The organism is Cryobacterium sp. CAN_C2 (assembly GCF_015751745.1).
GTDB lineage: Bacteria > Actinomycetota > Actinomycetes > Actinomycetales > Microbacteriaceae > Cryobacterium.
In genome coordinates this window covers 58,689-80,366 of the sequence record NZ_JADOUX010000007.1, presented here as the reverse complement: position 1 = coordinate 80,366, position 21,678 = coordinate 58,689, and the positions used below count along the sequence as shown (strand labels likewise).

The 21,678-nt window shown below is 64.0% G+C and carries 23 protein-coding genes, 1 tRNA gene and 1 pseudogene; 22 read left to right on the top strand and 3 right to left on the bottom strand.

Features of this window, described 5'->3' with window-relative positions; genetic code table 11:
- Positions 1 to 13: 13 nt before the first annotated feature.
- The 3 genes from IWX77_RS07800 to ndk are packed head-to-tail and all read left to right on the top strand — an operon-like array spanning position 14 to position 2,327.
- Entirely contained in the window at positions 14 to 1,384 is a 1,371-nt protein-coding gene (locus IWX77_RS07800) for a bifunctional folylpolyglutamate synthase/dihydrofolate synthase (protein ID WP_196844012.1), read from the top strand.
- On the top strand, positions 1,381 to 1,908 hold the full coding sequence (locus IWX77_RS07795) for a DUF4233 domain-containing protein (protein ID WP_196843951.1): 528 nt from the start codon (positions 1,381 to 1,383) through the stop codon (positions 1,906 to 1,908). The genes IWX77_RS07800 and IWX77_RS07795 overlap by 4 nt, the downstream gene beginning before the upstream one ends.
- Entirely contained in the window at positions 1,905 to 2,327 is a 423-nt protein-coding gene (gene ndk / locus IWX77_RS07790; RefSeq protein WP_196843950.1) for a nucleoside-diphosphate kinase, read from the top strand. The genes IWX77_RS07795 and ndk overlap by 4 nt, the downstream gene beginning before the upstream one ends.
- Before the next feature lie 59 nt (positions 2,328 to 2,386).
- Here the strand turns inward: ndk and IWX77_RS07785 are convergent, their stop codons facing one another.
- Positions 2,387 to 2,986 carry a vitamin K epoxide reductase family protein gene (locus tag IWX77_RS07785; RefSeq protein ID WP_196843949.1) on the bottom strand — a complete coding sequence of 200 codons (600 nt, stop codon included), beginning with the start codon at positions 2,984 to 2,986 and terminating at the stop codon, positions 2,387 to 2,389.
- Between the two features lie 301 nt (positions 2,987 to 3,287).
- Here IWX77_RS07785 and IWX77_RS07780 point away from each other — a divergent pair, with 301 nt between their 5' ends.
- The 4 genes from IWX77_RS07780 (at position 3,288) to IWX77_RS07765 (ending at position 9,610) form a co-directional block, all read left to right on the top strand.
- Positions 3,288 to 6,251, top strand: a complete 2,964-nt coding sequence (locus IWX77_RS07780) for an Rne/Rng family ribonuclease (protein WP_327012126.1) — start codon at positions 3,288 to 3,290, stop codon at positions 6,249 to 6,251.
- 99 nt (positions 6,252 to 6,350) lie between these two features.
- Positions 6,351 to 7,340, top strand: coding sequence for a permease (locus IWX77_RS07775; protein WP_442784439.1), 990 nt, complete (start codon positions 6,351 to 6,353; stop codon positions 7,338 to 7,340).
- Complete coding sequence (locus IWX77_RS07770; protein ID WP_196843948.1) at positions 7,330 to 8,109, top strand: TIGR03943 family putative permease subunit; 780 nt, start codon at positions 7,330 to 7,332, stop codon at positions 8,107 to 8,109. Before IWX77_RS07775 ends, IWX77_RS07770 begins: the two co-directional genes overlap by 11 nt.
- Positions 8,099 to 9,610, top strand: coding sequence for a hypothetical protein (locus tag IWX77_RS07765; protein WP_196843947.1), 1,512 nt, complete (start codon positions 8,099 to 8,101; stop codon positions 9,608 to 9,610). Before IWX77_RS07770 ends, IWX77_RS07765 begins: the two co-directional genes overlap by 11 nt.
- A 79-nt stretch (positions 9,611 to 9,689) precedes the next feature.
- Here IWX77_RS07765 and IWX77_RS07760 read toward each other — a convergent pair whose 3' ends face one another.
- Entirely contained in the window at positions 9,690 to 9,962 is a 273-nt protein-coding gene (locus IWX77_RS07760; RefSeq protein WP_196843946.1) for a DUF4031 domain-containing protein, read from the bottom strand.
- Between the two features lie 227 nt (positions 9,963 to 10,189).
- On the opposite strand from IWX77_RS07760, the gene rplU reads away from it, so the two are divergent.
- The 14 genes from rplU to IWX77_RS07690 all read left to right on the top strand — a co-directional run bounded on the left by rplU (position 10,190) and on the right by IWX77_RS07690 (position 20,002).
- On the top strand, positions 10,190 to 10,498 hold the full coding sequence (gene rplU / locus IWX77_RS07755; RefSeq protein WP_092450786.1) for a 50S ribosomal protein L21: 309 nt from the start codon (positions 10,190 to 10,192) through the stop codon (positions 10,496 to 10,498).
- Between the two features lie 18 nt (positions 10,499 to 10,516).
- Complete coding sequence (rpmA, locus tag IWX77_RS07750; RefSeq protein ID WP_092450784.1) at positions 10,517 to 10,774, top strand: 50S ribosomal protein L27; 258 nt, start codon at positions 10,517 to 10,519, stop codon at positions 10,772 to 10,774.
- 150 nt (positions 10,775 to 10,924) lie between these two features.
- A complete protein-coding gene (gene obgE, locus IWX77_RS07745) occupies positions 10,925 to 12,601 on the top strand; it encodes a GTPase ObgE (protein WP_196843945.1) in 1,677 nt (558 codons plus the stop codon).
- Positions 12,598 to 13,404, top strand: coding sequence for a glutamate 5-kinase (gene proB, locus IWX77_RS07740; RefSeq protein WP_196843944.1), 807 nt, complete (start codon positions 12,598 to 12,600; stop codon positions 13,402 to 13,404). The genes obgE and proB (IWX77_RS07740) overlap by 4 nt, the downstream gene beginning before the upstream one ends.
- A gap of 127 nt (positions 13,405 to 13,531) precedes the next feature.
- Positions 13,532 to 14,338: a glutamate 5-kinase gene (gene proB / locus IWX77_RS07735; RefSeq protein WP_196843943.1), complete on the top strand. Its 807-nt coding sequence runs from the start codon at positions 13,532 to 13,534 to the stop codon at positions 14,336 to 14,338.
- 47 nt (positions 14,339 to 14,385) lie between these two features.
- Complete coding sequence (locus IWX77_RS07730) at positions 14,386 to 15,654, top strand: glutamate-5-semialdehyde dehydrogenase (RefSeq protein WP_196843942.1); 1,269 nt, start codon at positions 14,386 to 14,388, stop codon at positions 15,652 to 15,654.
- A gap of 118 nt (positions 15,655 to 15,772) precedes the next feature.
- Positions 15,773 to 15,988 (top strand): hypothetical protein, encoded by a 216-nt coding sequence (locus IWX77_RS07725; RefSeq protein ID WP_196843941.1) that lies wholly within the window; start codon positions 15,773 to 15,775, stop codon positions 15,986 to 15,988.
- A gap of 15 nt (positions 15,989 to 16,003) precedes the next feature.
- Positions 16,004 to 16,597, top strand: coding sequence for a nicotinate-nucleotide adenylyltransferase (gene nadD / locus IWX77_RS07720; RefSeq protein ID WP_196843940.1), 594 nt, complete (start codon positions 16,004 to 16,006; stop codon positions 16,595 to 16,597).
- Complete coding sequence (locus IWX77_RS07715; protein ID WP_196843939.1) at positions 16,594 to 17,703, top strand: hypothetical protein; 1,110 nt, start codon at positions 16,594 to 16,596, stop codon at positions 17,701 to 17,703. The genes nadD and IWX77_RS07715 overlap by 4 nt, the downstream gene beginning before the upstream one ends.
- 123 nt (positions 17,704 to 17,826) lie before the next feature.
- Positions 17,827 to 18,228, top strand: a complete 402-nt coding sequence (gene rsfS, locus IWX77_RS07710; protein WP_196843938.1) for a ribosome silencing factor — start codon at positions 17,827 to 17,829, stop codon at positions 18,226 to 18,228.
- 73 nt (positions 18,229 to 18,301) lie between these two features.
- Positions 18,302 to 18,377 (top strand) — tRNA-Ala (locus IWX77_RS07705).
- Between the two features lie 377 nt (positions 18,378 to 18,754).
- On the top strand, positions 18,755 to 19,099 hold the full coding sequence (locus IWX77_RS07700) for a histone-like nucleoid-structuring protein Lsr2 (protein ID WP_196843937.1): 345 nt from the start codon (positions 18,755 to 18,757) through the stop codon (positions 19,097 to 19,099).
- 50 nt (positions 19,100 to 19,149) lie between these two features.
- Positions 19,150 to 19,473, top strand: coding sequence for a YchJ family protein (locus IWX77_RS07695; RefSeq protein ID WP_327012123.1), 324 nt, complete (start codon positions 19,150 to 19,152; stop codon positions 19,471 to 19,473).
- A gap of 187 nt (positions 19,474 to 19,660) precedes the next feature.
- Positions 19,661 to 20,002 carry a TIGR02611 family protein gene (locus IWX77_RS07690; RefSeq protein WP_196843936.1) on the top strand — a complete coding sequence of 114 codons (342 nt, stop codon included), beginning with the start codon at positions 19,661 to 19,663 and terminating at the stop codon, positions 20,000 to 20,002.
- Positions 20,003 to 20,037: 35 nt separating this feature from the next.
- Here IWX77_RS07690 and IWX77_RS07685 read toward each other — a convergent pair whose 3' ends face one another.
- Positions 20,038 to 20,418 carry a hypothetical protein gene (locus IWX77_RS07685; protein WP_196843935.1) on the bottom strand — a complete coding sequence of 127 codons (381 nt, stop codon included), beginning with the start codon at positions 20,416 to 20,418 and terminating at the stop codon, positions 20,038 to 20,040.
- 181 nt (positions 20,419 to 20,599) lie between these two features.
- Between IWX77_RS07685 and IWX77_RS07680 the strand changes: the two are divergent.
- Positions 20,600 to 21,634: pseudogene (locus tag IWX77_RS07680) on the top strand (LLM class flavin-dependent oxidoreductase).
- Positions 21,635 to 21,678: the final 44 nt, after the last annotated feature.

The window sequence follows — 21,678 nt, the reverse complement described above, 5'->3', positions numbered from 1 at the left end:
CGACGAGGAGCCGATGAACCAGCCAGCCCCGCTGGACGCTTTCCGCGAGGCCGGCGATGCCGTCTTCGCCGAGCTGATGCAGCGGGTGGGGGAGGCTCAGCCGCAACCGCGCCTCGCGCCGACCCGCCGCGCCCTCGACTTTCTCGGTGACCCGCAGAACTCGTATCCGATCATTCACCTGACCGGCACCAACGGCAAGACCAGCACGAGCCGCATGGTGGAGAGCATCGTGCGGGCCTACGGGTTGCGCACCGGCCTGCTGACCAGCCCGCACCTGGTGCGATTGAACGAGCGCATCGTCATTGACGGCGAGCCGATCAGCGACCAGATCCTCGCCGCCAACTGGGCCGACATCCAGCCCTACCTGCAGCTCGTCGACTCCGAACTCGAAGCAGCCGGCGACGTGCCGCTGACCTTCTTCGAAGCGCTCACCGTGCTCGCCTTCGCGTGCTTCGCCGACGCGCCGGTCGATGTTGCCGTGGTCGAGGTCGGTATGGGCGGCGAGTGGGATTCCACCAACGTCGCCGACGGGCAGGTTGCCGTGTTCACGCCGATCGCGCTCGACCACACGCAGCGCCTCGGCAATACCGTCGCCGAAATTGCGCGCACCAAGAGCGGCATCATCAAGCCGGCGGCATCCGTCGTCTCTGCAGCCCAGAGCCCTGAGGTTCAGGCTGAACTCGATCGTGCCGCCGAACTGAGCGAGTCCACCCTCGCGCGCGAGAACGAGGGCTTCGAACTGCTCTCGAGCACCGTCGCCGTCGGCGGCCAGGTCATCTCGGTGCGCGGTCTCGCCGGCACCTACAACGAGCTGTTCCTGCCGCTCTACGGCACCCACCAGGCCCACAATGCCGCGGTCGCCATTGCCGCCGTCGAATCGTTCCTCGGTGCGGGCAGCCAGGCGCTGGTCGGTGACCTCCTCGCCGAAGGCCTCGGCACCACAACCTCGCCCGGTCGCCTGCAGCTCGTCGGCATCGAACCGACCGTTCTCGTGGACGCCGCGCACAACCCGCACGGCGCCACGGCCCTCGCCGCCGCGCTCGAGGCTTACTTCGACTTCACTGAAATCGCCGTGGTCATCGGAATCCTCGCTGATAAGGACGCGCAGGGCATCGTCTCGGCCCTCACGACCCAGGTCGACCGGTTCTACGTGACCGAGCCGCACTCCGAACGTGCCGTGCGCGTGGACGACCTCGCCGACAACATCGCCGAGTGGACCAACCACCAAGCCATTTTTCGCTTCGACGATGTGGCCGCGGCCCTCGACAGCGCCCGCGAGTGGGCCGCCGAGGCGCCCAGGCGCGCCGTGCTCGTCACCGGGTCAATCGTGCTCGTCGGCGAAGCGATCACCCTCGCCGCCGCCGGCGAATGGATGGAGAAATGAGCCTCGCTGCTGACGGTGCAACCCCTGATGACACCGGCGCTGAAAACACTGGCGCTGAAAACACCGCCGCTGAAAACACCGGCGCTGAAAACACCGGCGCTGAAAACACCGCCGCTGAAAACGCTCCCGCTGAAAACACCGCCGCTGGTATGTTCCGCCGCTCGTCGGGCCCGCGCTCGGTGAGACGCAGCCTTGCCACGATCCTGCTCGGTTTCGAAACGATCGTCGTGTTTCTGGGCGCGGTGGTCACTCTCGGGCTCGTGTCCGTGGCGACCGAGCCCGGCCCAATCTCGCCGCTGGCCGTGATCATCGGCGGTGTGCTGCTCTGCCTGGCCATGGTCGCCCTGATCGGACTGCTTCGCTTTCGCTGGTCGTACCCGATCGGCTGGCTACTGCAGGCGGTCATCATCGCCACCGGGTTCGTCACCCCGGCCATGTTCTTTGTTGGAACCCTGTTTGCCGCGATGTGGACCTACTGCATGATCACCGGCTCGAGAATAGATCACCAGAAGGAGATTGAATGAACACCCCGATCGAAGAAACGCTTGTTTTGGTCAAGCCCGACGGCGTTGCCCGCAACCTGACCGGCGAGATTCTGCGCCGTATCGAGGCCAAGGGTTACTCCCTCGTCGACGTCAAGCTCGTCGAACCCGACCGCTCGCTGCTCGCCGCGCACTACGCCGAGCACGAGGGCAAGCCGTTCTATGAACCCCTTGTCGAATTTATGGAAAGTGGCCCCATCATCGCCTTCCGCGTCGCCGGCAACCGGGTCATCGAAGGCTTCCGCGCTCTCGCCGGCACGACCGACCCCACGACCGCCGCTGCCGGCACCATCCGCGGCGACCTCGGCCGCGACTGGGGCTCGAAGGTGCAGCAGAACCTCGTCCACGGTTCGGATTCGCCCGAGTCCGCCGCTCGCGAGCTCGCCCTCTGGTTCGACTGAAAGAACATGAATGGTCCCGTCTCGAGTGAGGCGGGGCCATTCCTGTATTCGGCTGCAGGCTACAGCCGGTTGAGTACGTCCATGTTGACCTGCGCGACGATGAAGAACACGATGTAACAGACGATCGTAATGACAAACATCCAGGAATACGCGGCTCCGGCCATGCGGCGAACGAATACCCCGCCCGGCAGATTGCCCTCCTTGAAGTTGTAGAGGGTCACGGCTAAAAAGGCCGGAATGGTCACCGCCCACGTCACCATGCACCACGGGCACAGTACGTCGAGCACGAAGATGCTCTGCCCGATGAGCCAGATCACGAAGACGACCGCGGCGAGCATGCCAAGGTTCAGGCCGACCCAGAACCAACGGGCAAATCTGGTCCCGGCCAGAATGGCCATGCCGATAGTGATGATCACGCTCCAGGCAGCGATCCCGATCAGCGGATTCGGAAAGCCCAGAACGGCGCCCTGCGGGGAGGTGAGATTGGTCGCGCAACCGATGAGAACGCTGAAGCTGCAACTCAGTTGAGCGTTCGAATCTTCCAGCAGGTGGATCTTGTCGAGCGTGAGGGCGAAGGCCGCTGCAAATGCGATAATCCCGGCGATGATCAGGAAAACAGCCAGGCCTGTTGGACGCTGAGAACGCTCTGTCTGTGGCACTCTTGCGATTATGCCACGCGTGCGGCGTAGCTTTGGGCGATTACATGCGATAATCGGGGGGTAGTCGTTGAGCCGCGCTCAAGCAGACGCCAAACAGGCTTAATGGGCAACAGTCGCCCAGTAGAAGGGTCCCACGACCCGAAGTATTAGCAGCCAGAGCACAGTCCCTGAGCACCAACAGGGGTCAAAGCCGGTTGCCGCAGTAAAACATTCGCGAGGTTTCCACGAAGGTGACAACCCCGCACGAGAGAGTAACCGGTGGGTGGCGCGGTCACCCAAACGGTCAAGGAGCGCACCAGTGATGGTGGAAGACAACGAAAACAAGAAACGCAAGAGCCTGTTCGGCCCTCGCAAATCGACCCGGAGGACGCCGGTCACACGGTCAAACGTAGCCCCAGCACGGGAGTCGCCCGTTGTGCCGAGCGAACCCGCTGAGCCCGCACCCGCCAAAGTGACCATCGCGGAGTACAACAACGTCACCGGAGCGCAGCAGATGACCGACGCCATGGCTGATACCTCCGCAGACGATAAAACAGACGACAAGACGGATGATCAGGTCGCGGCCCCGGTTCGCCCGTCGTTCTCCCTGCTGTTCCAGGCGCCGGAGATTCTGCCGATGCCAGCGCGCACGGGCATCCGCTCGTCGCAGCACTCGCAGCAGCAACAGCACGAGTTGGATGACGACGATCAGGAGGCGGCCACGACCGTTCGTCGCCGCGCTCGTCGTCGCACCGGCGACGAGAATCGTTCGGGCACCGACGACCCCGCCAACACGGTCGTCAAGGTGCGCGCCCCGCGCGAACCCGAACTCATCACCGAACCCCAGCGCATCAAGGGTTCCACGCGGCTCGAGGCAAAGAAGCAGCGCCGCCGCGACGGCCGCGACGCGGGACGCCGACGTCCCGTCATCACGGAGGCTGAGTTTCTTGCCCGCCGCGAGTCCGTCGATCGCCTCATGGTCGTGCGTGCCAAGCACAACAAGATCCAGATCGGTGTGCTCGAAGACGGCGTGCTGGTCGAGCACTACGTCGCCAAGAACCAGGACGCCTCGCTCATCGGCAACGTGTATCTCGGCCGTGTGCAGAATGTGCTCCCCAGTATGGAAGCCGCCTTCGTCGACATTGGACGCGGCCGCAACGCCGTGCTGTACTCCGGTGAAGTCGACTGGGACGCCGCCGCCGAGAACTCCGGCAGCAGCAACCAGACCCGCCGCATCGAGCTCGCGCTCAAGCCGGGCGACAAGGTGCTCGTGCAGGTAACCAAGGACCCGATCGGGCACAAGGGTGCCCGCCTCACCAGCCAGGTCTCCCTACCCGGCCGTTACCTCGTCTATGTGCCCAACGGTTCGATGAACGGCATCAGCCGCAAGCTTCCCGACACCGAGCGTGCCCGCCTGAAGAAGATCCTCAAGGAGGTTCTGCCCGACAACGTGGGTGTCATCGTGCGCACCGCCGCCGAGGGTGCCACCGACGAGCAGCTGACCGTCGATGTCAACCGGCTGCGCCTGCAGTGGGCAAACATCGCCGAGCAGGTCGAGTCGGCCCAGGCGCCCGCCGAACTGCACAGCGAGCCCGACCTGCTGGTCAAAATCGTGCGCGACGTCTTCAACGAGGACTTCCAGCGGATGGTCGTGGCCGGCCCTGATGTGCGCTCGACGATTGAGACCTACCTCAGCCAGGTCGCTCCCGACCTGCTCGAGCGCGTTGAAACCTACGAGGGCGAGGTCGACGCGTTCGACGAGTTCCGCATCTCGGAGCAGATCGAAAAGGCCCTCGACCGTAAGGTCTGGCTGCCGTCCGGTGGATCCCTCGTGATCGACCGTACCGAGGCCATGACCGTCGTCGACGTCAACACCGGTAAGTTCGTCGGCAGTGGCGGAAACCTCGAAGAGACCGTCACCAAGAACAACCTAGAAGCGGCCGAAGAAATCGTGCGCCAGCTGCGCCTGCGCGACATCGGAGGCATAATCGTCGTTGACTTCATCGACATGGTGCTCGAGAGCAATCGCGACCTCGTGTCGCGTCGCCTGATCGAGTGCCTCAGCCGTGACCGCACCAAGCATCAGGTGGCCGAGGTCACCTCGCTCGGACTCGTGCAGATGACCCGCAAGAAGCTCGGCCTTGGCCTGCTGGAATCGTTCAGCGAGAACTGTGAGGCCTGCGCCGGCCGCGGCATCATCGTGCACCACGACCCGGTCGTGAAGCACCGCCAGACCGCGCAGCCGCCGCAGGAACGCCGCCCGCGAGCCAAGAGCGGCGGCAACTCGGCCGCCAGCAACGGTTCCGGCAACAACGGTTCCGGTTACAACCGCGACACCTCGGGTCAGCGTGACGGTGCCAACCGCGACGCTCACTCCGGCAGCAACGCCGGTTCCGACGCTCCGAAGAGTGGGCAGGGCACCCACGGCATCACCGAGGACGCCAAGCAGGCCCTCGCGCTCATCGCCGCACGTACCATCACCCGCACCGGTTCCATCGCGATCGTCAGCGCGCCGGGCTCCCGGGCAGCGGACGCTGAGCTCGCGACGGTCACTACCGAGCCGGTCGTATTCGAGCCGGCCGGCACCGAGCAGGCCGGCACCGAGCAGGCCGGCACCGAGCAGGCCGGCACTGAGCAGGCCGGCACTGAGCAGGCCGGCACTGAGCAGGCCGGCACTGAGCAGGCCGGCACTGAGCAGGCCGGCACTGAGCAGGCCGGCACCGAGCAGGCCGAACGGACCAGCACCGCGCGGTCCCGTGGCCGCCAGTCGCGTTCCCGCAGCCAGGGCGGGCGCGGCCAGCAGTCGCGATCCGAACAGGCCCGCGCACGTCAGGCCAAAGCGGAACAGGCCGAGCCAGCGGCATCGGCTGCCCCGGCCAGTGAGCGAGTATCCGAGGCAGCCGCCGAGTCCGTCGCCTCGGCGGCAGCGAATGCCGCACCCCGCAGCGGCCGCAGCAACTCGGCCACAGACACGTCAGCTGGCGCGTCGGCAGCAGGAGCCTTCGAAGTGCAGGCGCCCGCAGTCGAGCGCTCCGAGCCCGTTGATATTCTCGATATTCCGGTGAAGAAGTCGACGCGCACCGCACGGCGCCCCAGCAAGCAGGTCACCGACCAGCTGCTGGACTCGGTGCTCGACTCTCTGCCGGAACCGAAATTGCCCGGCCAGGGACGCCCGCGCAGCCGCCGCGTCACGACCGCCGGTGGTCCCACCGGCCAGGCCATTCTGACGGCGACCGGTGCGTCCACATCGGCGTCGGCACCCAGCCAGCCGCCGCGCGGCGACTAGAACAGAGGAATAGGCGCGAGAATCAAGTAAGGCGGTAACGCAATCGGCGGGCAGTTTCCTCTCCTGCGGCGATGGCCTCTCGGCATCACCGCGGGGGCGTTGGTCGTACTCGCCGTTTTCGTCGTTCGAGCCCTGTCGCCGGCGTTCGTCGATGAGCAATTAAGCGACTGGCAGCTGCCCGACCGGGTGCAGGACACCCTCACACTGGCGATCAGCGTCATCATCGAGTCGGTACCCTTCGTCTTTCTGGGCATTCTGCTCTCAGCGGTCGTGCAGGTCTGGCTGCCACACGGCGTGCTTGCCCGGCATCTGCCGCGCAATCCTGTGCTGCGGCGCGCCTCAATCTCGCTGCTCGGCATGTTCTTTCCGGTCTGCGAGTGCGGAAACGTGCCGTTGGCCCGAGGATTCATGGTCGGCGGATTCACCGTCTCCGAATCGATCACCTTTCTGCTCGCCGCGCCCATTTTGAACCCGATCACCATTATCACCACGCACCAGGCCTTCGGTTGGGATGGCCACATTCTGGTGGCCCGCCTGCTCGGCGGGTTTCTCATCGCCAACGTGGTCGGCTGGTTGTTCAGCAAGCACCCCGACCCGCAAAGCCTGCTGGCGACCAAGTTCGCAGCGGCCTGTGTGACCGGTTCGACGAACGGCCACGATCATGAGCACGGTGGGCTCGGCCGTGAGAGCCGGTTCAGCCAGACCACGGAGATTTTCATTCGTGAAACCTCGGTCATCATGCCGGCCCTGTTCATCGGTTCCGCCGTGGCCGCCCTGACCCAGGTCTTCGTTCCTCGGTCGGTGCTACTCGCCCTCGGCAGTAACCCGGTCTGGTCGGTGCTCGCCATGATGGCCCTGGCCTTCATCGTGGCGGTCTGTTCCAACGTTGACGCTTTCTTCGTGTTGTCTTTCGGCAGCACTTTTCTACCCGGTGGCATTGTGGCGTTCCTGGTGTTCGGCGCCTTGATCGACGTCAAGATGCTCGCCCTAATGCGTACGACCTTCACGAGCCACACCCTGATACAGATCACCGTCGTTGTGGGCCTCATGAGTGCGGCGCTCGGATTGCTGGTGAACTATGTTGCCTAATCGACAGCGCTCTGGAGGCGCGGCCCTGCGCTATTGGGCGGATCGCTGGCAGGGCGTCGTGCTCAGCCTCGTGGTCGTTGTGACGACCCTCTGGCTGGGCCTGAGCGGCCAGCTCGGCCTGTATATCCACCCGCGCTACTTCGTGTTCACGATTGTCATGGCCGTCATCGGGCTCGTGCTTGTGAGCGCCGGCTTCGCCCGCCGCCGTTTGTTCGAGGTCGAGCACACTGGCCGGGTTGCAACGACGCTGACCGGCATGGGAGTCGTGCTGCTCCTCATCATGGGCGTCGCCATGGTCGTTGTTCCGCCCACTACCCTGACGAGCGCAACCGCCACCCAGCGCGAGGTGAACTCTGGCGGACTCGGCACCGACGACGACGCCGACCAGGCCGCGGCACTCATCGGTACCGGAGATTTCGAACAGCTCAGCGTGCGGGAGTGGGTATCACTGCTCGCACAATCCTCCGATCCCGCCTTTTACGCCGACAAGACCGCCCAGGTCACCGGATTCGTGACGCCCGATGCCCAAGACCCCGACAACGTGTTCTATGTCGCCCGGTTCGTTGTCACCTGCTGCGCGGTCGACGCCCAGCCGATCGGCGTTCCGGTTTATCTGCCGGGCTGGCAGGCCGAGTATGAGGTCGACGACTGGGTGCAGGTCACCGGTCGGTTCGATCTGAGCGTGAGCGCCACTGCGAGCGACCCGCTGGCGATTACGCCGGTGGAGATTCTTCCCGTTGACCAGCCGAATGACCCCTATGTCTATTGAGCCGGCGAACCTGCAGCCGGCGAACCTGCAGCCGGCGAACCTGCAGCCGGCGAACCTGCAGCCGGATGAGCAGCAGAGCGCCCTGCGCCGGTTTCGCCGCGCACTCTGGATACTCGTGGGCGGCCTGGTCGTGGCCTGTCTCGCCCTCGTCGCAGTCAACCTGCTCAGCGGACCTCGGCTCACCGCCGTCGACGTCGACACGACCTCCGCGGTGTCGTCCGCCAACGCACGTTTGGTGCTCGCAACGAACCGTCAACTGGCGCCGGTCACCCCGGAGCAGGTCAGCATCGAACCGGCCACAGCGTTTCACGTCACGACGAGCGGGAACTCCGTCGTGATCTCCTTTCCTCAGGCGCTCGCCTACAACACCGACTATGCGGTCTCGGTTCGGGAAATCACCGGTTCCGCCGTCGACCGAGAATCGACGCTGAGCGCAGAATTCAGCACGAGCGAGCCCTCGCTGTACTACCTCAGCCGCGCGGCGCCTTCCACGGAAGTCGGCACCCGGGCCGCCGACCGCATTCTGCGCACCACGATCGGCTCGACCGACACCGCCGTTGCCTTCGAGGCCCCCACTATTCAACAGTTCGTACCGATGGGCAGCGAGCTCGCCGTGGTCACCGTGAACGCCGACCTGGCCAACGCCCTCTACCGCGTCGACGCCGACGGCACCGCCGAGGTCCTCAACCTGCCCGGCGTTGGCCTCGTGCACGACCTGCAGGCCGCGCCCGGCCAGTCCCTGCTCGGCTTTCGATTCACCAGCGCAGCGGATGCCCCCGGCCCGCACTACGAGAATGTACTGTTCGTGCTCGACCTGCGCACCAATGCGGCCACGGCGGTACCGGACCTTGAGGGCGCCCCTCTCAGCGTCACGACCTGGGGATTCATGGCCCGTCGCGCCGACATCGTCGCACAGCAATACGACTCGACCCTGCTGCTGATCAATCCGCTTGACCAGTCCGGTGGTAACCCGCTCGAGAATGAGCCAGAACTCGACCCGCCGGTTCCGCTCGGACAATTTGCCAACCTCACCGCGTTTGCGCCCGACGGCGTGCGCATTTCCGTCTCCGACCGCGACGGGCAGTACGTGCTCGACCTCTCGCAGGGCGCCGAGTCCACCATTGTGCCGCAAAGCGTGGAAGGCACCACCCAGTACACCGCAGAACTGCGGTTCCTCGTCGGGCAAGATGGCGGGTACGTGCAGCGCGTCGCCGAGTTCAATGCGGCGACCGGCTCCGCGCAGCAATACCTCTCGCTCGTGCATGGTGGCGAGGCGCGCACCGTCTATGCGCCGGCATCCGCTGAAGAAACGATTGTCGGTTTCGAACTCTCGCCGAACGACCAGTTCCTGGCCGTTCAGATCGTGCCGAACCGCGGCACCGAACTGTCCGACGGATACCCGGTCAACGCTGCGGCAACGGATGCGACGACCCTGTTCGTGAACGTCGCGACCGGTGAGGTGCGCCGCAGCGTGATCGGCTTCGACGCCACGTGGCAGTAATGGTGCCCCCCTGGCCCCAGCGCACTGACCTCGCCGCACATACCCCGCCGCGGTAACGCCGCCCGTCCCGCCCCCGGCACTACCGTTCGCGACGTTGCCGAGCCGTCACGCGCAGCCCGCTGGAGCGGAGCCGCACGATCATCTCGCGAAAGCTCACCGGCAGGGCTCCAGCGGCGACCAGGTCGGCGTAGCGTGCCTCGGGCACGTCGTAGTGGTCGAGGTCGAAACCACGCGGTGGAATACCGGCAGCGGCCGCGAAAGTGTGCAATTCGTCAAGATCTGAGTCGCTCACGAGGTGTGCCCACATCGTTCCGTGCGCCGGCCAGCTAGGCTGGTCGATGAGTATTGCCATGATCGAAGTGTACGAGCCGCTGTTTGGTTCAGACACGCCGCGCCGTTGGTTTGACCACGGGTAACGGATCAGGTAAAGTCAACCCTTGGTGTGCGTTAGGAAAAATCAACGCAAATGCCAAGGTTTTCTGAGTGCGCTGGGCCAACCGGTTCGTGCTATCCAGTGAATTTCCAGCAGTGAATTTCCAGATTCGGAGCCCAATGGCTCCCCAGAGATTGGTACGTAAAGTGGTTTACGCAGTTGTGCGCGCCGGAGGGCGGCAGGAGAAGGTAGAGGTCGGTACCATCGTGACGATGGACCGAATCAAGGCTGACAAGGACGGCAACGTCGAGCTGGCCGCCGTGCTTCTCGTCGACGGCGACAAGATCACCTCTGACGGGGCGTCGCTGGCCAAGATCAAGGTCACCGCCGAAGTGTTGAACAACCTTCGCGGCCCGAAGATCGTCATCCAGAAGTTCAAGAACAAGACCGGGTACAAGAAGCGTCAGGGGCACCGTCAGGAGCTCACTCGCGTTCAGGTTACCGGCATCGCCTAGGCCTGAGGAGACAGACAGATGGCACACAAAAAAGGTGCGAGTTCCACTCGCAACGGTCGTGACTCGAACGCCCAGCGCCTCGGCGTGAAGCGCTTCGGTGGTCAGGTTGTCGGCGCAGGCGAAATCATCGTTCGTCAGCGCGGCACGCACTTCCACCCCGGCGTCAACGTCGGCCGTGGCGGCGACGACACCCTCTTCGCCTTGGCGGCCGGCTCCGTGCAGTTCGGCGCCAAGGGTGGCCGCAAGGTGATCAACATCGTGGTGGCAGCCGAGTAGGTTTCCACAGTTATATCGTCAGGGCGGGCTTCGGTCCGCCCTGACGTGTTTGTCCGTCACAGATTTTTCTGTCAGACCCAGATGCATTGCACGTCGTTTCATGGCACCTTGTTTTGAAGCATTTTTTGCGCCACCTGAAAGGGGCACTCCATGGCCACATTCGTTGACCACGTGACGCTGCATTTACGAGCGGGCAATGGAGGAAACGGATGCGTTTCGGTCAAGCGCGAAAAGTTCAAACCCCTCGCCGGTCCCGACGGCGGTAACGGCGGCGGCGGCGGCGACCTCGTGCTCGTGGCCGACTCGAGCACGACTACCCTGCTTGGCTATCACCGTTCGCCGCACCGCAGTTCCGACAACGGTGGCCCCGGCATGGGCGACCACCGCAATGGCCACAACGGCGACATGCGCGAGCTCATGGTGCCCATCGGCACCGTGGTCAAGGACGTTGAGGGCAACCAGCTCCTCGACATGAATGAACCCGGCCTGCGCCTGACCGTCGCGCCCGGCGGCCAGGGCGGGCTCGGCAACGCCGCCCTCGCCTCGACCAAACGCAAGGCCCCCGGCTTCGCCCTGCTCGGCACGCTCGGCTGGGAAGGCGACGTCTACCTCGAGCTCAAGACCGTGGCGGATGTCGCGCTGGTCGGGTATCCATCCGCCGGTAAGTCCAGCCTCATTGCCGCCATGAGTGCCGCCCGGCCCAAGATCGCCGACTACCCCTTCACCACGCTGCACCCCAACCTCGGCGTCGTCGAGTCGGGCGAGTCGCGTTACACCATCGCCGACGTACCCGGCCTGATCGAGGGCGCGAGCGAGGGTAAGGGTCTGGGACTCGAGTTTCTGCGCCACGTCGAACGCTGTACCGCTTTGCTACACGTGCTCGACTGCGCCACGCTTGAGCCCGGGCGCGACCCGATCAGCGACCTCGACGTCATCCTCGGCGAACTCGACGCCTACCCGGTACCCGAGGGCCAGAAGCCCCTGCTGCAGCGTTCCCAGCTGGTCGCGTTGAACAAAATCGACGTGCCGGAAGGCCGCGAGCTTGCCGCTTTCGTCAAGTCCGACCTCGAAGCCCGCGGCTACCGCGTCTTTGAAATCTCCAGCGTCACCCACGAAGGGCTCAAGCAACTCAACTACGCTCTCGCCGAGGTCGTTGAACAGGGCCGCGCCGAGGCCGCCGCAGCCGAAGCGAAGAAGCCGCGCATCATCATCCGTCCCAAGGCCGTGGACGAGGGTGGCTTCGTCATCAAGGTCGAGGGTGGCACCTTCGGCAATATCTACCGCATTCTCGGCACGAAGCCGGAACGCTGGATTCAGCAGACCGACTTCACCAACGACGAGGCCGTCGGCTTCCTCGCCGACCGGCTGGCCAAACTCGGTATCGAAAACGAGCTGTACAAGTCGGGTGCCATCGCCGGGTCGACCGTCATTATCGGCCCTGGCCACGGCGTCGTCTTCGACTGGGAGCCCACGCTCACCTCGACCGCCGAGCTCATCACCGCTCCGCGCGGAACCGATTCCCGCCTCGACGAGCCCAAACGCCGTACCAGCAACGAACGCCGAGAAGAGTACTTCGGCCGGATGGACGCCAAGTCGTCGGCTCGTGCCGAACTCATTCGCGAACGCGAAGCCGGCATGTGGCAGACCGGTGAAGAGGAATACAACGAAGACGTGCGCTTTGCCGATGTCGAGTTGACGGCAAATGGGGGAATCGCTGCCGCCGATATCGCGTCGACGGATGCAGCGGAGACCGAGACCGAGACCGAAGCCAGGACCGAGGTCGACAGCAGTACCGACAGCGACACAGTGGAAGAAGCACGGAAGTGAGTGGCTTAGCCAGAGACAACGTAGCCGGCGCGAAGCGCGTCGTCGTGAAGGTCGGGTCTTCGTCGATCAGCGGCGAGAAATCCGACCAGATCACCCCGCTCGTTGACGCCCTGGCCGAGGCCTACGGTCGCGGCACCGAGGTCGTGCTGATCTCGTCGGGCGCAGTCGCCACCGGCATGCCGTTTCTGAACCTGGAAGAACGTCCCAGCGACGTCGCCACACAGCAGGCGGCCGCTGCCGTCGGGCAGAACGTGCTGATCTTTCGCTACCAGGAAAGCCTCGACCGCTACGGCATCGCGGCCGGCACGGTGCTGTTGACCGAGGGCGACGCCCTCAAGGAACCGCACCGCAGCAACACCCGGCGCGCGCTCGAACGTCTGCTCGACCTGCGCATTCTGCCAGTCGTCAACGAGAACGACACCGTGGCCGTCTACGGTTTGCGGTTCGGCAGCAACGACCGCCTCGCGGCGCTCGTCGCGACGCTCATCCACGCCGACCTGCTGATCATGCTCAGCGACGTCGACGCGCTGTACACGAAGCCACCGCACCTGCCGGGGGCTGAAAAGCTCGACTTCATCGCCGCGGACGACCCGCTCGATGGTTTTGAATTCAGCTCGAGTGGGGCAACCGGCGTCGGTACCGGGGGAGCGAGCACCAAGGTCGTTGCCGCCCGCCTCGCCACCAAGGCCGGCACCGCCGTTCTGGTCACGTCGACCGTCCTGGCCGCCGCCGCCCTGCGCGGCGAGCACGTGGGCACCTGGTTCGAACCGACGGCCAGCGAAGAGCATCGCGCGCTGCTCTGAACGGGTGCGGTGGTGCGCTGCGCTAAGCTGCCGATGGTCGTGTGTTGCGTCCATAATTCGCGCCGGAGGGCAAGTTGCATGTGGGGTTGCACGTGGTGAGCGTTGTCAGCCCAGGAAACAGCGACCGATGAGGGCTCACTCCCAGCAGGTCGTGCGATCGGCCGCACGCATCGTCGTCAAGGTCGGCTCCTCGTCGATCAGCGGCGAAAAATCCGGCAACATCGCACCCCTCGTTGATGCCCTGGCCGAAGCCCACGCTCGGGGCACCGAGGTGGTTTTGGTGTCGTCGGGCGCCATCGCGATCGGAATGCCGTACCTGCAGTTGCAGGAACGCCCGACCGACCTGGCGACGCAGCAGGCTGCGGCATCCGTTGGCCAGAATCTGTTGATTTTTCGGTATCAGGACAGCCTCGACCGGTACGACATCGTGGCCGGCCAGGTGCTGCTCACCGCGAGCGACCTCGACAATGCCACCCATCGCGGCAATGCACAGCGCGCCATGGAACGCCTGATGGCGCTGCGTATTCTTCCGATCGTGAACGAAAACGACACGGTTGCCACTCATGAAATTCGATTCGGCGATAACGACCGGCTGGCTGCCCTCGTCGCCACCCTGATCAATGCAGACCTGCTGGTGCTCCTCAGCGATGTCGACGCCCTCTACACCTGTCCGCCGCACCTACCCGGGGCAGAGCGCATCAGCCATGTGCCTTCCGGTGACCCCCTGGTCGGCATGGAATTCGGTGCAACGGCCGTCAACGGTGTCGGCACCGGCGGAGCCAGCACGAAGGTGACGGCGGCTCGCATTGCCGCCCAGGCTGGAACCGCCGTGCTCGTGACCGCGACCGGTCTGGTGGCCGAGGCGCTGCGCGGCGAACCAGTCGGAACCTGGTTCGAACCCTCGATCGCACCGTCAGCGCTGCGGATATCCTGACCAATCCCAAATAGTCTCTCGCTACAGCCTCGGCGTAAACTAGGGGCATGTTGCAGTCTCTGAACGATGTAGCCCAGCTCACGCCCACCCTTGAGGCCGCTCGCGCCGCCTCCGTGTCGCTCGCTTCAGCGCCCACGGAAGTGAAGAACAAGGCCCTCACACTGATTGCCCAGTCGCTGCGCGATCACGTCGGGCACATAGTCACGGCGAACGAGGCCGACCTCGCCGCTGGCGCCACCAACGGTCTCACGGCCGGCCTGCTCGACCGTCTGAAGCTCGACGCGTTCCGTATCGCAGCCCTTGCCGACTCCGTCGACCAGATCGCCCTGCTCACCGACCCGGTCGGTCAGGTCGTGCGCGGCAGCAGCCTACCCAACGGCATCAAGATCAGCCAGGTGCGCGTTCCCTTCGGCGTTATCGGCGTCATCTACGAGGCTCGCCCCAATGTCACCGTTGACCTTGCGGCCCTCGCCCTGAAGAGCGGCAACGCCGTCGTGCTCCGCGGCGGTTCCGCCGCCGAAAACAGCAATCGGGTGCTCATCGACCTCGTGCAGGCGGCGATCACAGCGGCCGGACTCAATGCCGATTCGGTGCAAACCATCGACCCGTTTGGTCGGGCCGGCGCGACCGAACTGATGAAGGCCCGCGGTTACGTCGACGTGCTCATACCCCGCGGCAGCGCCAACCTCATCCAGACCGTTGTGACCGAGTCCCAGGTGCCGGTCATTGAGACCGGAGCCGGCGTCGTGCACGTCTTCCTCGACGAGACGGCCACCAAAAAGTGGGCGATCGATATCGTGCACAACTCCAAGACCCACCGTCCGAGCGTCTGCAATGCCCTTGAAACCCTGCTCGTGCACCGCGGCGCCGCCGAACGGCTCCTTCCCGACGTGCTCGCCAAGCTCGCGGCATCCGGCGTCACCATCCACGCGGATGCCCGCACCCGCGCCATCTATCCGACAGCGGTCCCGGCGACCGACGAAGACTGGGGCACCGAATACATGAGTCTCGACATCTCGGTCGCAATCGTCGACTCGCTCGACGAAGCCATCGCGCACATTCGCCGCTATTCCACCGGGCACACCGAATCGATCATCACGAATGACCTGCAGAACGCAGAACGTTTTTTGAACGAGGTCGACTCGGCTTCGGTCATGGTCAACACCTCGACCCGGTTCACCGACGGCGGCGAGTTTGGTTTCGGTGCCGAGGTGGGTATTTCCACCCAGAAGCTGCACGCACGTGGACCGATGGGTTTGCCAGAGCTGACCAGTACAAAGTGGATCGTTCGCGGCACCGGACAGGTGCGCGCTTAGGTCCCTACCTGGCACTCAGGTCCGGCTAGACTGGAACAACGGCGTGAGTCGCCGGGCCCGCGACCTGTCGCAGCCCATCAAACCGCGCAGAACGGTGTAGCGCGTGAATGGAGAACCGATGTCTTTTGTGAGTGCCGTACTGACCGAGGTCGAGCACATCGCCCTGCCGTTGCCGATTATCGCCTACCCGATGGTCGCGGCCGTCCTGTTCCTGGCTCTCGGCGTCGTGCTGTGGAGCTTTCGCGAAGTCTCCAACCGCCACAGCGGCAAGGCTGATGCCTACGCCGCCGCGCACGGCGCACACGATCCTACGTCCAGCACCGGTGGCCACTAGAAGCCTGATCGTAACGTGACAGTTCGTCGTCCGCGCATCGGCGTGATGGGCGGAACGTTCGACCCAATCCACCATGGGCACCTCGTTGCTGCCAGCGAGGTTGCGCAGAGTTTTGACCTCGACGAGGTTATCTTTGTGCCGACCGGACAGCCTTGGCAGAAGAGCGGCGTAACGCGTGGCGAACATCGGTATCTGATGACCGTGATTGCGACCGCGTCCAATCCTCGGTTTACCGTGAGCCGGGTTGACCTCGACCGGGTCGGCCCGACCTACACGATTGACACACTGCGTGATCTGCACGAAGAACGCCCGGACGCCGAATTGTTCTTCATTACCGGAGCGGATGCGATCACTCAGATTCTTGGCTGGAAAGACGTGCGCGAACTCTGGCAGCTGGCGCACTTCGTCGCTGTGAGTCGCCCGGGCCATGAGCTGAGCGTTTCGGGTTTGCCGAACCAGGACGTAAGCTTATTGGAAGTTCCGGCACTGGCTATTTCGTCCACTGACTGCCGGGCACGGGTCAATCGGGGATTCCCTGTCTGGTATCTGGTCCCCGACGGGGTTGTCCAGTACATCTCAAAGCATCATCTGTATCGGAGTGTGGCATGACGTTGGGAGACCATCAGCCGCTAAGCCGACGCCAAGCGCGTGAACTCGCCCGCGATCAGGGCGACGAAGTCGCCGCGGTGCTCGACGCCATCCCGATCCTGGACGTTCCGGCGCTGAGCCCGGCAGCGCTCCGCCCGGCCTCGTTTGCCGCACCGGCACACAATCCGTCATTGAACCGATCGAGCCGATCGCGCCGACACCACACCGTTCAAGAGCAGGGAGCACCGAGCGAGATTACCGCTCCCGCGCGTCCCACCGCAGCGTCCGCATCCGCTGCACCGGAACCCGTCGATTCGGCTCCGGTTCGAGCCGCGCACACCCTGAGTCGCCGGGAATTGCGCGCTCTGCACGCTCGTGAGGAACAGGCGCGTGGTGCGGATGAACTGCCGCATGAAGCGAGCTACCCGGTCGATGCTGAGCCGGTCGATGCTGAGCCGGTTGATGCTGAGCTCGTCGAGGCCGAGTTGATCGAGCTCGAACCAGCCAAACCCACTGCCGACCTCGTCGAACCCGAGCAGATGTACGCCGAACCCATCGTGGCTGACCCGGTCGTGGCTGACCTGACCGGGGCAGACGACGTAACGCCACGCGCGTATACCGGCTGGACGCCGCCGATCGGACACTGGTCGATCGACGAGGATGCGGCCCGGGACGAGGTGCCACCGCCCGACCAGTCCCTCGACGAACTGATCAGTCGCGGTATTGGGGCTGGCGGTATCCCCACCACCACGAACGCGCTCATTTTGCCGTTGATCCCCAACCAGGGTCAGAGCGTAAGTCCGATCTCCAATACGGGCGAAATCATGATCACCGGCTCGTTCGACCTGCCGCGCAGCCTCGGGTCGACCGGCGCGCATCCGAACCTGTTTGATTCCTCAGAGATGGACCACGTAATGGACCAACTCGACGCCGATCAGCTCGGCGGAGATTCGGCACCGGTCAGCGCGAGTCGCGCTGTGAGCACGCACGCCTCGACGCGAGGCATGTTGACGCCGCCCAAAAAACAGCGCGCCTCGCTACCGATGGTTCTGGTCGTCACGACGGCTGCTCTCGCCGTCAGCGTTCTGGCACTCTTCGTGACCGGCTACTTATTGGGTATTTTTTAGTGGCTGCCGGTGTGCGGCCACCTCACTCCTGCCTCGCGAGCCTCTGCGGCTCGCTTTCTTTCGTTCCCCCATCATCGCCGCGGGCGCACTAATGCCTCGCAGCACAATCTCAAGGATTCATTCATGACCACTTCGCCTCACGCCCTCGAGTTGCTCACAGTCGCCGTCGCTGCCGCCGAATCGAAGGGAGGCGAAGATCTGGTTGCCCTCGACGTCTCGAACCCGCTTCCCCTGGCCGATATTTTCTTTATCGTCACGGGTCGCTCTGAGCGCAACGTTGTCGCTATCGCCGGTGAGATTGAAGACAAGCTGATCGAGGCCGGCCACAAGCCGCTGCGTCGTGAGGGACGCGCTGCCGGTCGTTGGGTGCTCGTCGACTTCGGCGACCTGGTCGTGCACGTGTTCCACGAGGAAGAGCGCCAGTACTATTCCCTGGAGCGTCTCTGGAAGGACTGCCCGGTGATTCCAACCGGCATTCCCTCAAAAGTGGCGGCGGAAGAGGTGGCGGAAGAGGTCGCGGAGTAGCTGCGGTTTCGTAGATCACATTCTGTGTAGTAAGCTAACAAAGTTGTTTCGGAGAGATTTGAAACAACAATCTGGGTCCGTGGCGCAGCTGGTAGCGCACCTGCATGGCATGCAGGGGGTCAGGGGTTCGAATCCCCTCGGATCCACCAGGTACCAAAAAACCCCGACATCGTCGGGGTTTTTTTGCGCTCCACGTTCTTTTCGCGTTTTTTTCTGGCCCATATGTCTTTTTTCGCTGATGATTTATTTTTTTTTACTGATGCGCGAGTGCTGGCGGGATGAGCGTCGCCGCGAGGCCGCCATCGCCCATTCACACGGATGCCACCAGGCCGCTGATCGGGTCTCTTCCGTGACGAGTAGGGCCTATCCTCTTGTACTCTGCAGGGGACGAGTGGTGAATACAAAAGAAATACCGCGTGGCGGGTATCGGAAAAGGCGTTGGACGGCGATACTTCGTTAGTGGTGAATGCCACAGGCGAATGTATCCATCCCGAATGTATTCGACACCTCATTGGAGAATCTCAGAATGAAGAAGACCACGGTTCAACTACTCGACGACCTCGACGGCACCGTTATCGAGAATGGCTCCGGAGCCACCGTTTCATATGCCTTTGAGGGCGACTCGTACGAAATCGATCTGTCCGCAGAGAATCTCGTAAAGTTTCGATCCGCACTGAAGCAGTACACGAGTGTTTCACGACGCGTGGGCTACGTGCCTGCAAAGCCGCGCGGTGCCAGTTCGGCCGGTTCGGACCGGGCCGAACTGCAGGCTATCCGCACCTGGGCAAGCGCCAACGGCATGCAGGTATCCGACCGTGGGCGCATCGCGGGAACCGTGCGCGAGGCGTACGCCAACGCGCAGGCCAAGTAGAGCCCGAACGCACACCACCGCTTCACGCACTCGTATCGGCGCCACAGGTCATGTCTACTCCGGAGCAGCGGTGTCCCTGCCTGAGCGGGGACACTTATTCCGTCTGCTGCGGCCGCTTTCATAGCGGTGCTACCGTGCCGCTTACAGCCGAACGGCTGATGCGGTCGCGGTATAGCGCCTATGCCTGCGGCAACGCGCAGTATCTGCTGAATACCTGGCATCCGCTCACTAAGCCGGTCTCACTCGACCTGGATGCGGCGATAACGTGGCGGTGGCTCGATATCGTGCGTACCGTGGGTGGCGGTTTATTCGATAGAGAAGGCGTTGTGGAATTCATAGCGCACTTTCGTGTAGACGGCATAGCGGCAGCATGAAATCAGCCGTTTTCTGAAGGTTGACCACCAGTGGTATTACCTCGATGCTGCACCGAATAGTACCGCTGCCGGATAGTAGGGCTGGCGAATGTGCGGCCTGTCGAATAGTGCGAAGTTTACGTCAATAGAGGTGGCCCCCGGTGCTATGCGGCGGCGACTTCCCAGAAATCTGAATTAGGTTGCGTAAATGTCTGAGAATTTGTCCCGCGATATAACCAGCGGCGGAGACCCGCGGCATCCGGTACGTCGTGCCCTGCGCCGCGTTCGGGTCTGGGTTGACGGGCACCCCTATCTACTCTTCGTTTATCGTCTCGGCCTCGGACTGCTCGGCACGGCCATCGTCGTGATCGGTGTTGTTCTGATTCCCCTGCCGGGTCCGGGCTGGCTCGTCGTCTTTTTGGGCCTCGCCATGCTCGGAACGGAGTTCTCAGCGGCCCGGCGTGCGGGCGCGTTTCTCAAGCGCATCGTGACGAGGGCCTGGGAGTGGTGGCGTGCCCGCCGCGGCAGCCGTGACGCCCGTTTTCCGTAGATTCCGGGCGAACGCTGAGGTAGGGCGGTCGTCGCTCAGCGTGTGCTGAGAAAAAGTGCGGCCAACAGTGCGATGTACACCACGACGAAGATCGCCGGCGTGAGAAACCGTACGACATTGACCCACCTGCCCATGGCCACAATGCACTGAGCGAGTGAACTGGGCGCCTGCAGAGCGCGCAGGTCAGCGATGACAGCGAGTCCTTCGTTCGCCGCGGCGATCTGCGCCACGGCCCCAAGAATACCCGAAGCGAGCAGAATACCGGCGGTCGCGATGCGCACCATTGGGTCAGCGGTTGCCAGACCCAATGCTAGAAAGCCGACGATCGCGGTCAACAAAAACGTGGGAGCCGCCTGAGCGGCGATAATGTGCCCGCGGGCTTTGACCCAGGCGTTGATGAGGTCGGATTCAGTCATGAGGGCTCCTATTCGTTGGGCGCCGCGGCGGCACACGGCTCTATTCTGGTGGCTCGTGCCTGCTGTCCGCTCCATCCTGCCTCGCCAGTACGGGTTTGGTGGCATTAGCTGTGTCGGGCTCAGGTTCCTTCGGTATACGCATCTGCATAGAGATGCCGGTTGTTGTGAGAGGCCCTACCGCGTGACGGACAAACTTGAGCTAGGCCTCGATACCTTCGGTGACGTCACCTTCGACGCCCACGGTCAGCCGCTCCATCAGTCGCAGGTGCTCCGCAATGTCGTGCCGGAGGCCGTGCTGGCCGATCAGGTGGGCCTGGACTTCTTCGGCATCGGCGAACACCACCGCGCCGATTTCTCTGTCTCCGCACCCGAGGTGGTGCTCGCTGCGATCGCCGGCCAGACCAGCCGGATTCGTCTCGGCTCAGCGGTGACCGTGCTCAGTTCCGACGACCCGGTGCGGGTCTACCAGCGGTTCGCCACGCTCGACGCCGTGTCGAGCGGCCGAGCCGAGGTCGTTCTCGGACGTGGCTCGTTTACCGAATCCTTTCCGCTCTTCCGTCTTGACCTCGGCGACTACGAGCAACTGTTCGAAGAGAAACTGGACCTGTTCACCGAGTTGCTCAAGGAATAACCGGTGACCTGGGCCGGCCGGACCCGGGCTGCGCTGAGCAACCAGACCGTGTTTCCGCCGACCGAATCCGGGTCGATCAAGACCTGGATCGGTGTGGGCGGCAGTCCCGAATCGGTCATTCGCGCCGCACACTACGGACTGCCCGTCATGCTCGCGATCATCGGAGGCACCCCGCTCGCGTTCGCGCCCCTCGTTGACCTGTATCACCGCGCCCTGGCAAAGTTTGAGAAGCCCACACTGCCGATCGGTGAGCACTCGCCGGGCTATGTCGCCGCAACGGATGCAGAGGCTCGCGACGAAATGTGGCCACACTATGAGGCCATGCAGAACCGCATCGGTTGGGAACGCGGCTGGGGCCCCGCCACTCGGGAACGCTTTGAGCAGGATGCCAGCCGCGACGGTGCCGTCTTCGTCGGCTCGCCCGAGACCGTGGCGACGAAAATCGCCACCGTCGTGCAGGGTCTCGGGCTTTCTCGCTTTGACCTGAAATACAGCATCGGCGCGCTGCCGCACGAGAAACTGATGAACAGCATCGAGCTCTTTGGCACTGAGGTGTCGCCGCTCGTGCGCGAGCAACTCGGCTGAGCCCGTTCCGGGCGCAGGCGCGCGTGACCGCATATGTCGGCGGA

What these genes read in the sequence shown, in the direction of transcription:
- IWX77_RS07695 (WP_327012123.1), top strand. Translation starts at nt 19,150, where the DNA reads ATGTCTACTCCGGAGCAGCGGTGTCCCTGCCTGAGCGGGGACACTTAT.
- IWX77_RS07765 (WP_196843947.1), top strand. Translation starts at nt 8,099, where the DNA reads ATGTCTATTGAGCCGGCGAACCTGCAGCCGGCGAACCTGCAGCCGGCG.
- rsfS (WP_196843938.1), top strand. Translation starts at nt 17,827, where the DNA reads ATGACCACTTCGCCTCACGCCCTCGAGTTGCTCACAGTCGCCGTCGCT.
- IWX77_RS07730 (WP_196843942.1), top strand. Translation starts at nt 14,386, where the DNA reads ATGTTGCAGTCTCTGAACGATGTAGCCCAGCTCACGCCCACCCTTGAG.
- IWX77_RS07760 (WP_196843946.1), bottom strand. Translation starts at nt 9,962, where the DNA reads ATGGCAATACTCATCGACCAGCCTAGCTGGCCGGCGCACGGAACGATG.
- IWX77_RS07725 (WP_196843941.1), top strand. Translation starts at nt 15,773, where the DNA reads ATGTCTTTTGTGAGTGCCGTACTGACCGAGGTCGAGCACATCGCCCTG.
- proB (WP_196843943.1), top strand. Translation starts at nt 13,532, where the DNA reads ATGAGGGCTCACTCCCAGCAGGTCGTGCGATCGGCCGCACGCATCGTC.
- obgE (WP_196843945.1), top strand. Translation starts at nt 10,925, where the DNA reads ATGGCCACATTCGTTGACCACGTGACGCTGCATTTACGAGCGGGCAAT.
- IWX77_RS07800 (WP_196844012.1), top strand. Translation starts at nt 14, where the DNA reads ATGAACCAGCCAGCCCCGCTGGACGCTTTCCGCGAGGCCGGCGATGCC.
- IWX77_RS07795 (WP_196843951.1), top strand. Translation starts at nt 1,381, where the DNA reads ATGAGCCTCGCTGCTGACGGTGCAACCCCTGATGACACCGGCGCTGAA.
- ndk (WP_196843950.1), top strand. Translation starts at nt 1,905, where the DNA reads ATGAACACCCCGATCGAAGAAACGCTTGTTTTGGTCAAGCCCGACGGC.
- IWX77_RS07685 (WP_196843935.1), bottom strand. Translation starts at nt 20,418, where the DNA reads ATGACTGAATCCGACCTCATCAACGCCTGGGTCAAAGCCCGCGGGCAC.
- IWX77_RS07780 (WP_327012126.1), top strand. Translation starts at nt 3,288, where the DNA reads ATGGTGGAAGACAACGAAAACAAGAAACGCAAGAGCCTGTTCGGCCCT.
- IWX77_RS07770 (WP_196843948.1), top strand. Translation starts at nt 7,330, where the DNA reads ATGTTGCCTAATCGACAGCGCTCTGGAGGCGCGGCCCTGCGCTATTGG.
- IWX77_RS07715 (WP_196843939.1), top strand. Translation starts at nt 16,594, where the DNA reads ATGACGTTGGGAGACCATCAGCCGCTAAGCCGACGCCAAGCGCGTGAA.
- rpmA (WP_092450784.1), top strand. Translation starts at nt 10,517, where the DNA reads ATGGCACACAAAAAAGGTGCGAGTTCCACTCGCAACGGTCGTGACTCG.
- IWX77_RS07690 (WP_196843936.1), top strand. Translation starts at nt 19,661, where the DNA reads ATGTCTGAGAATTTGTCCCGCGATATAACCAGCGGCGGAGACCCGCGG.
- IWX77_RS07700 (WP_196843937.1), top strand. Translation starts at nt 18,755, where the DNA reads ATGAAGAAGACCACGGTTCAACTACTCGACGACCTCGACGGCACCGTT.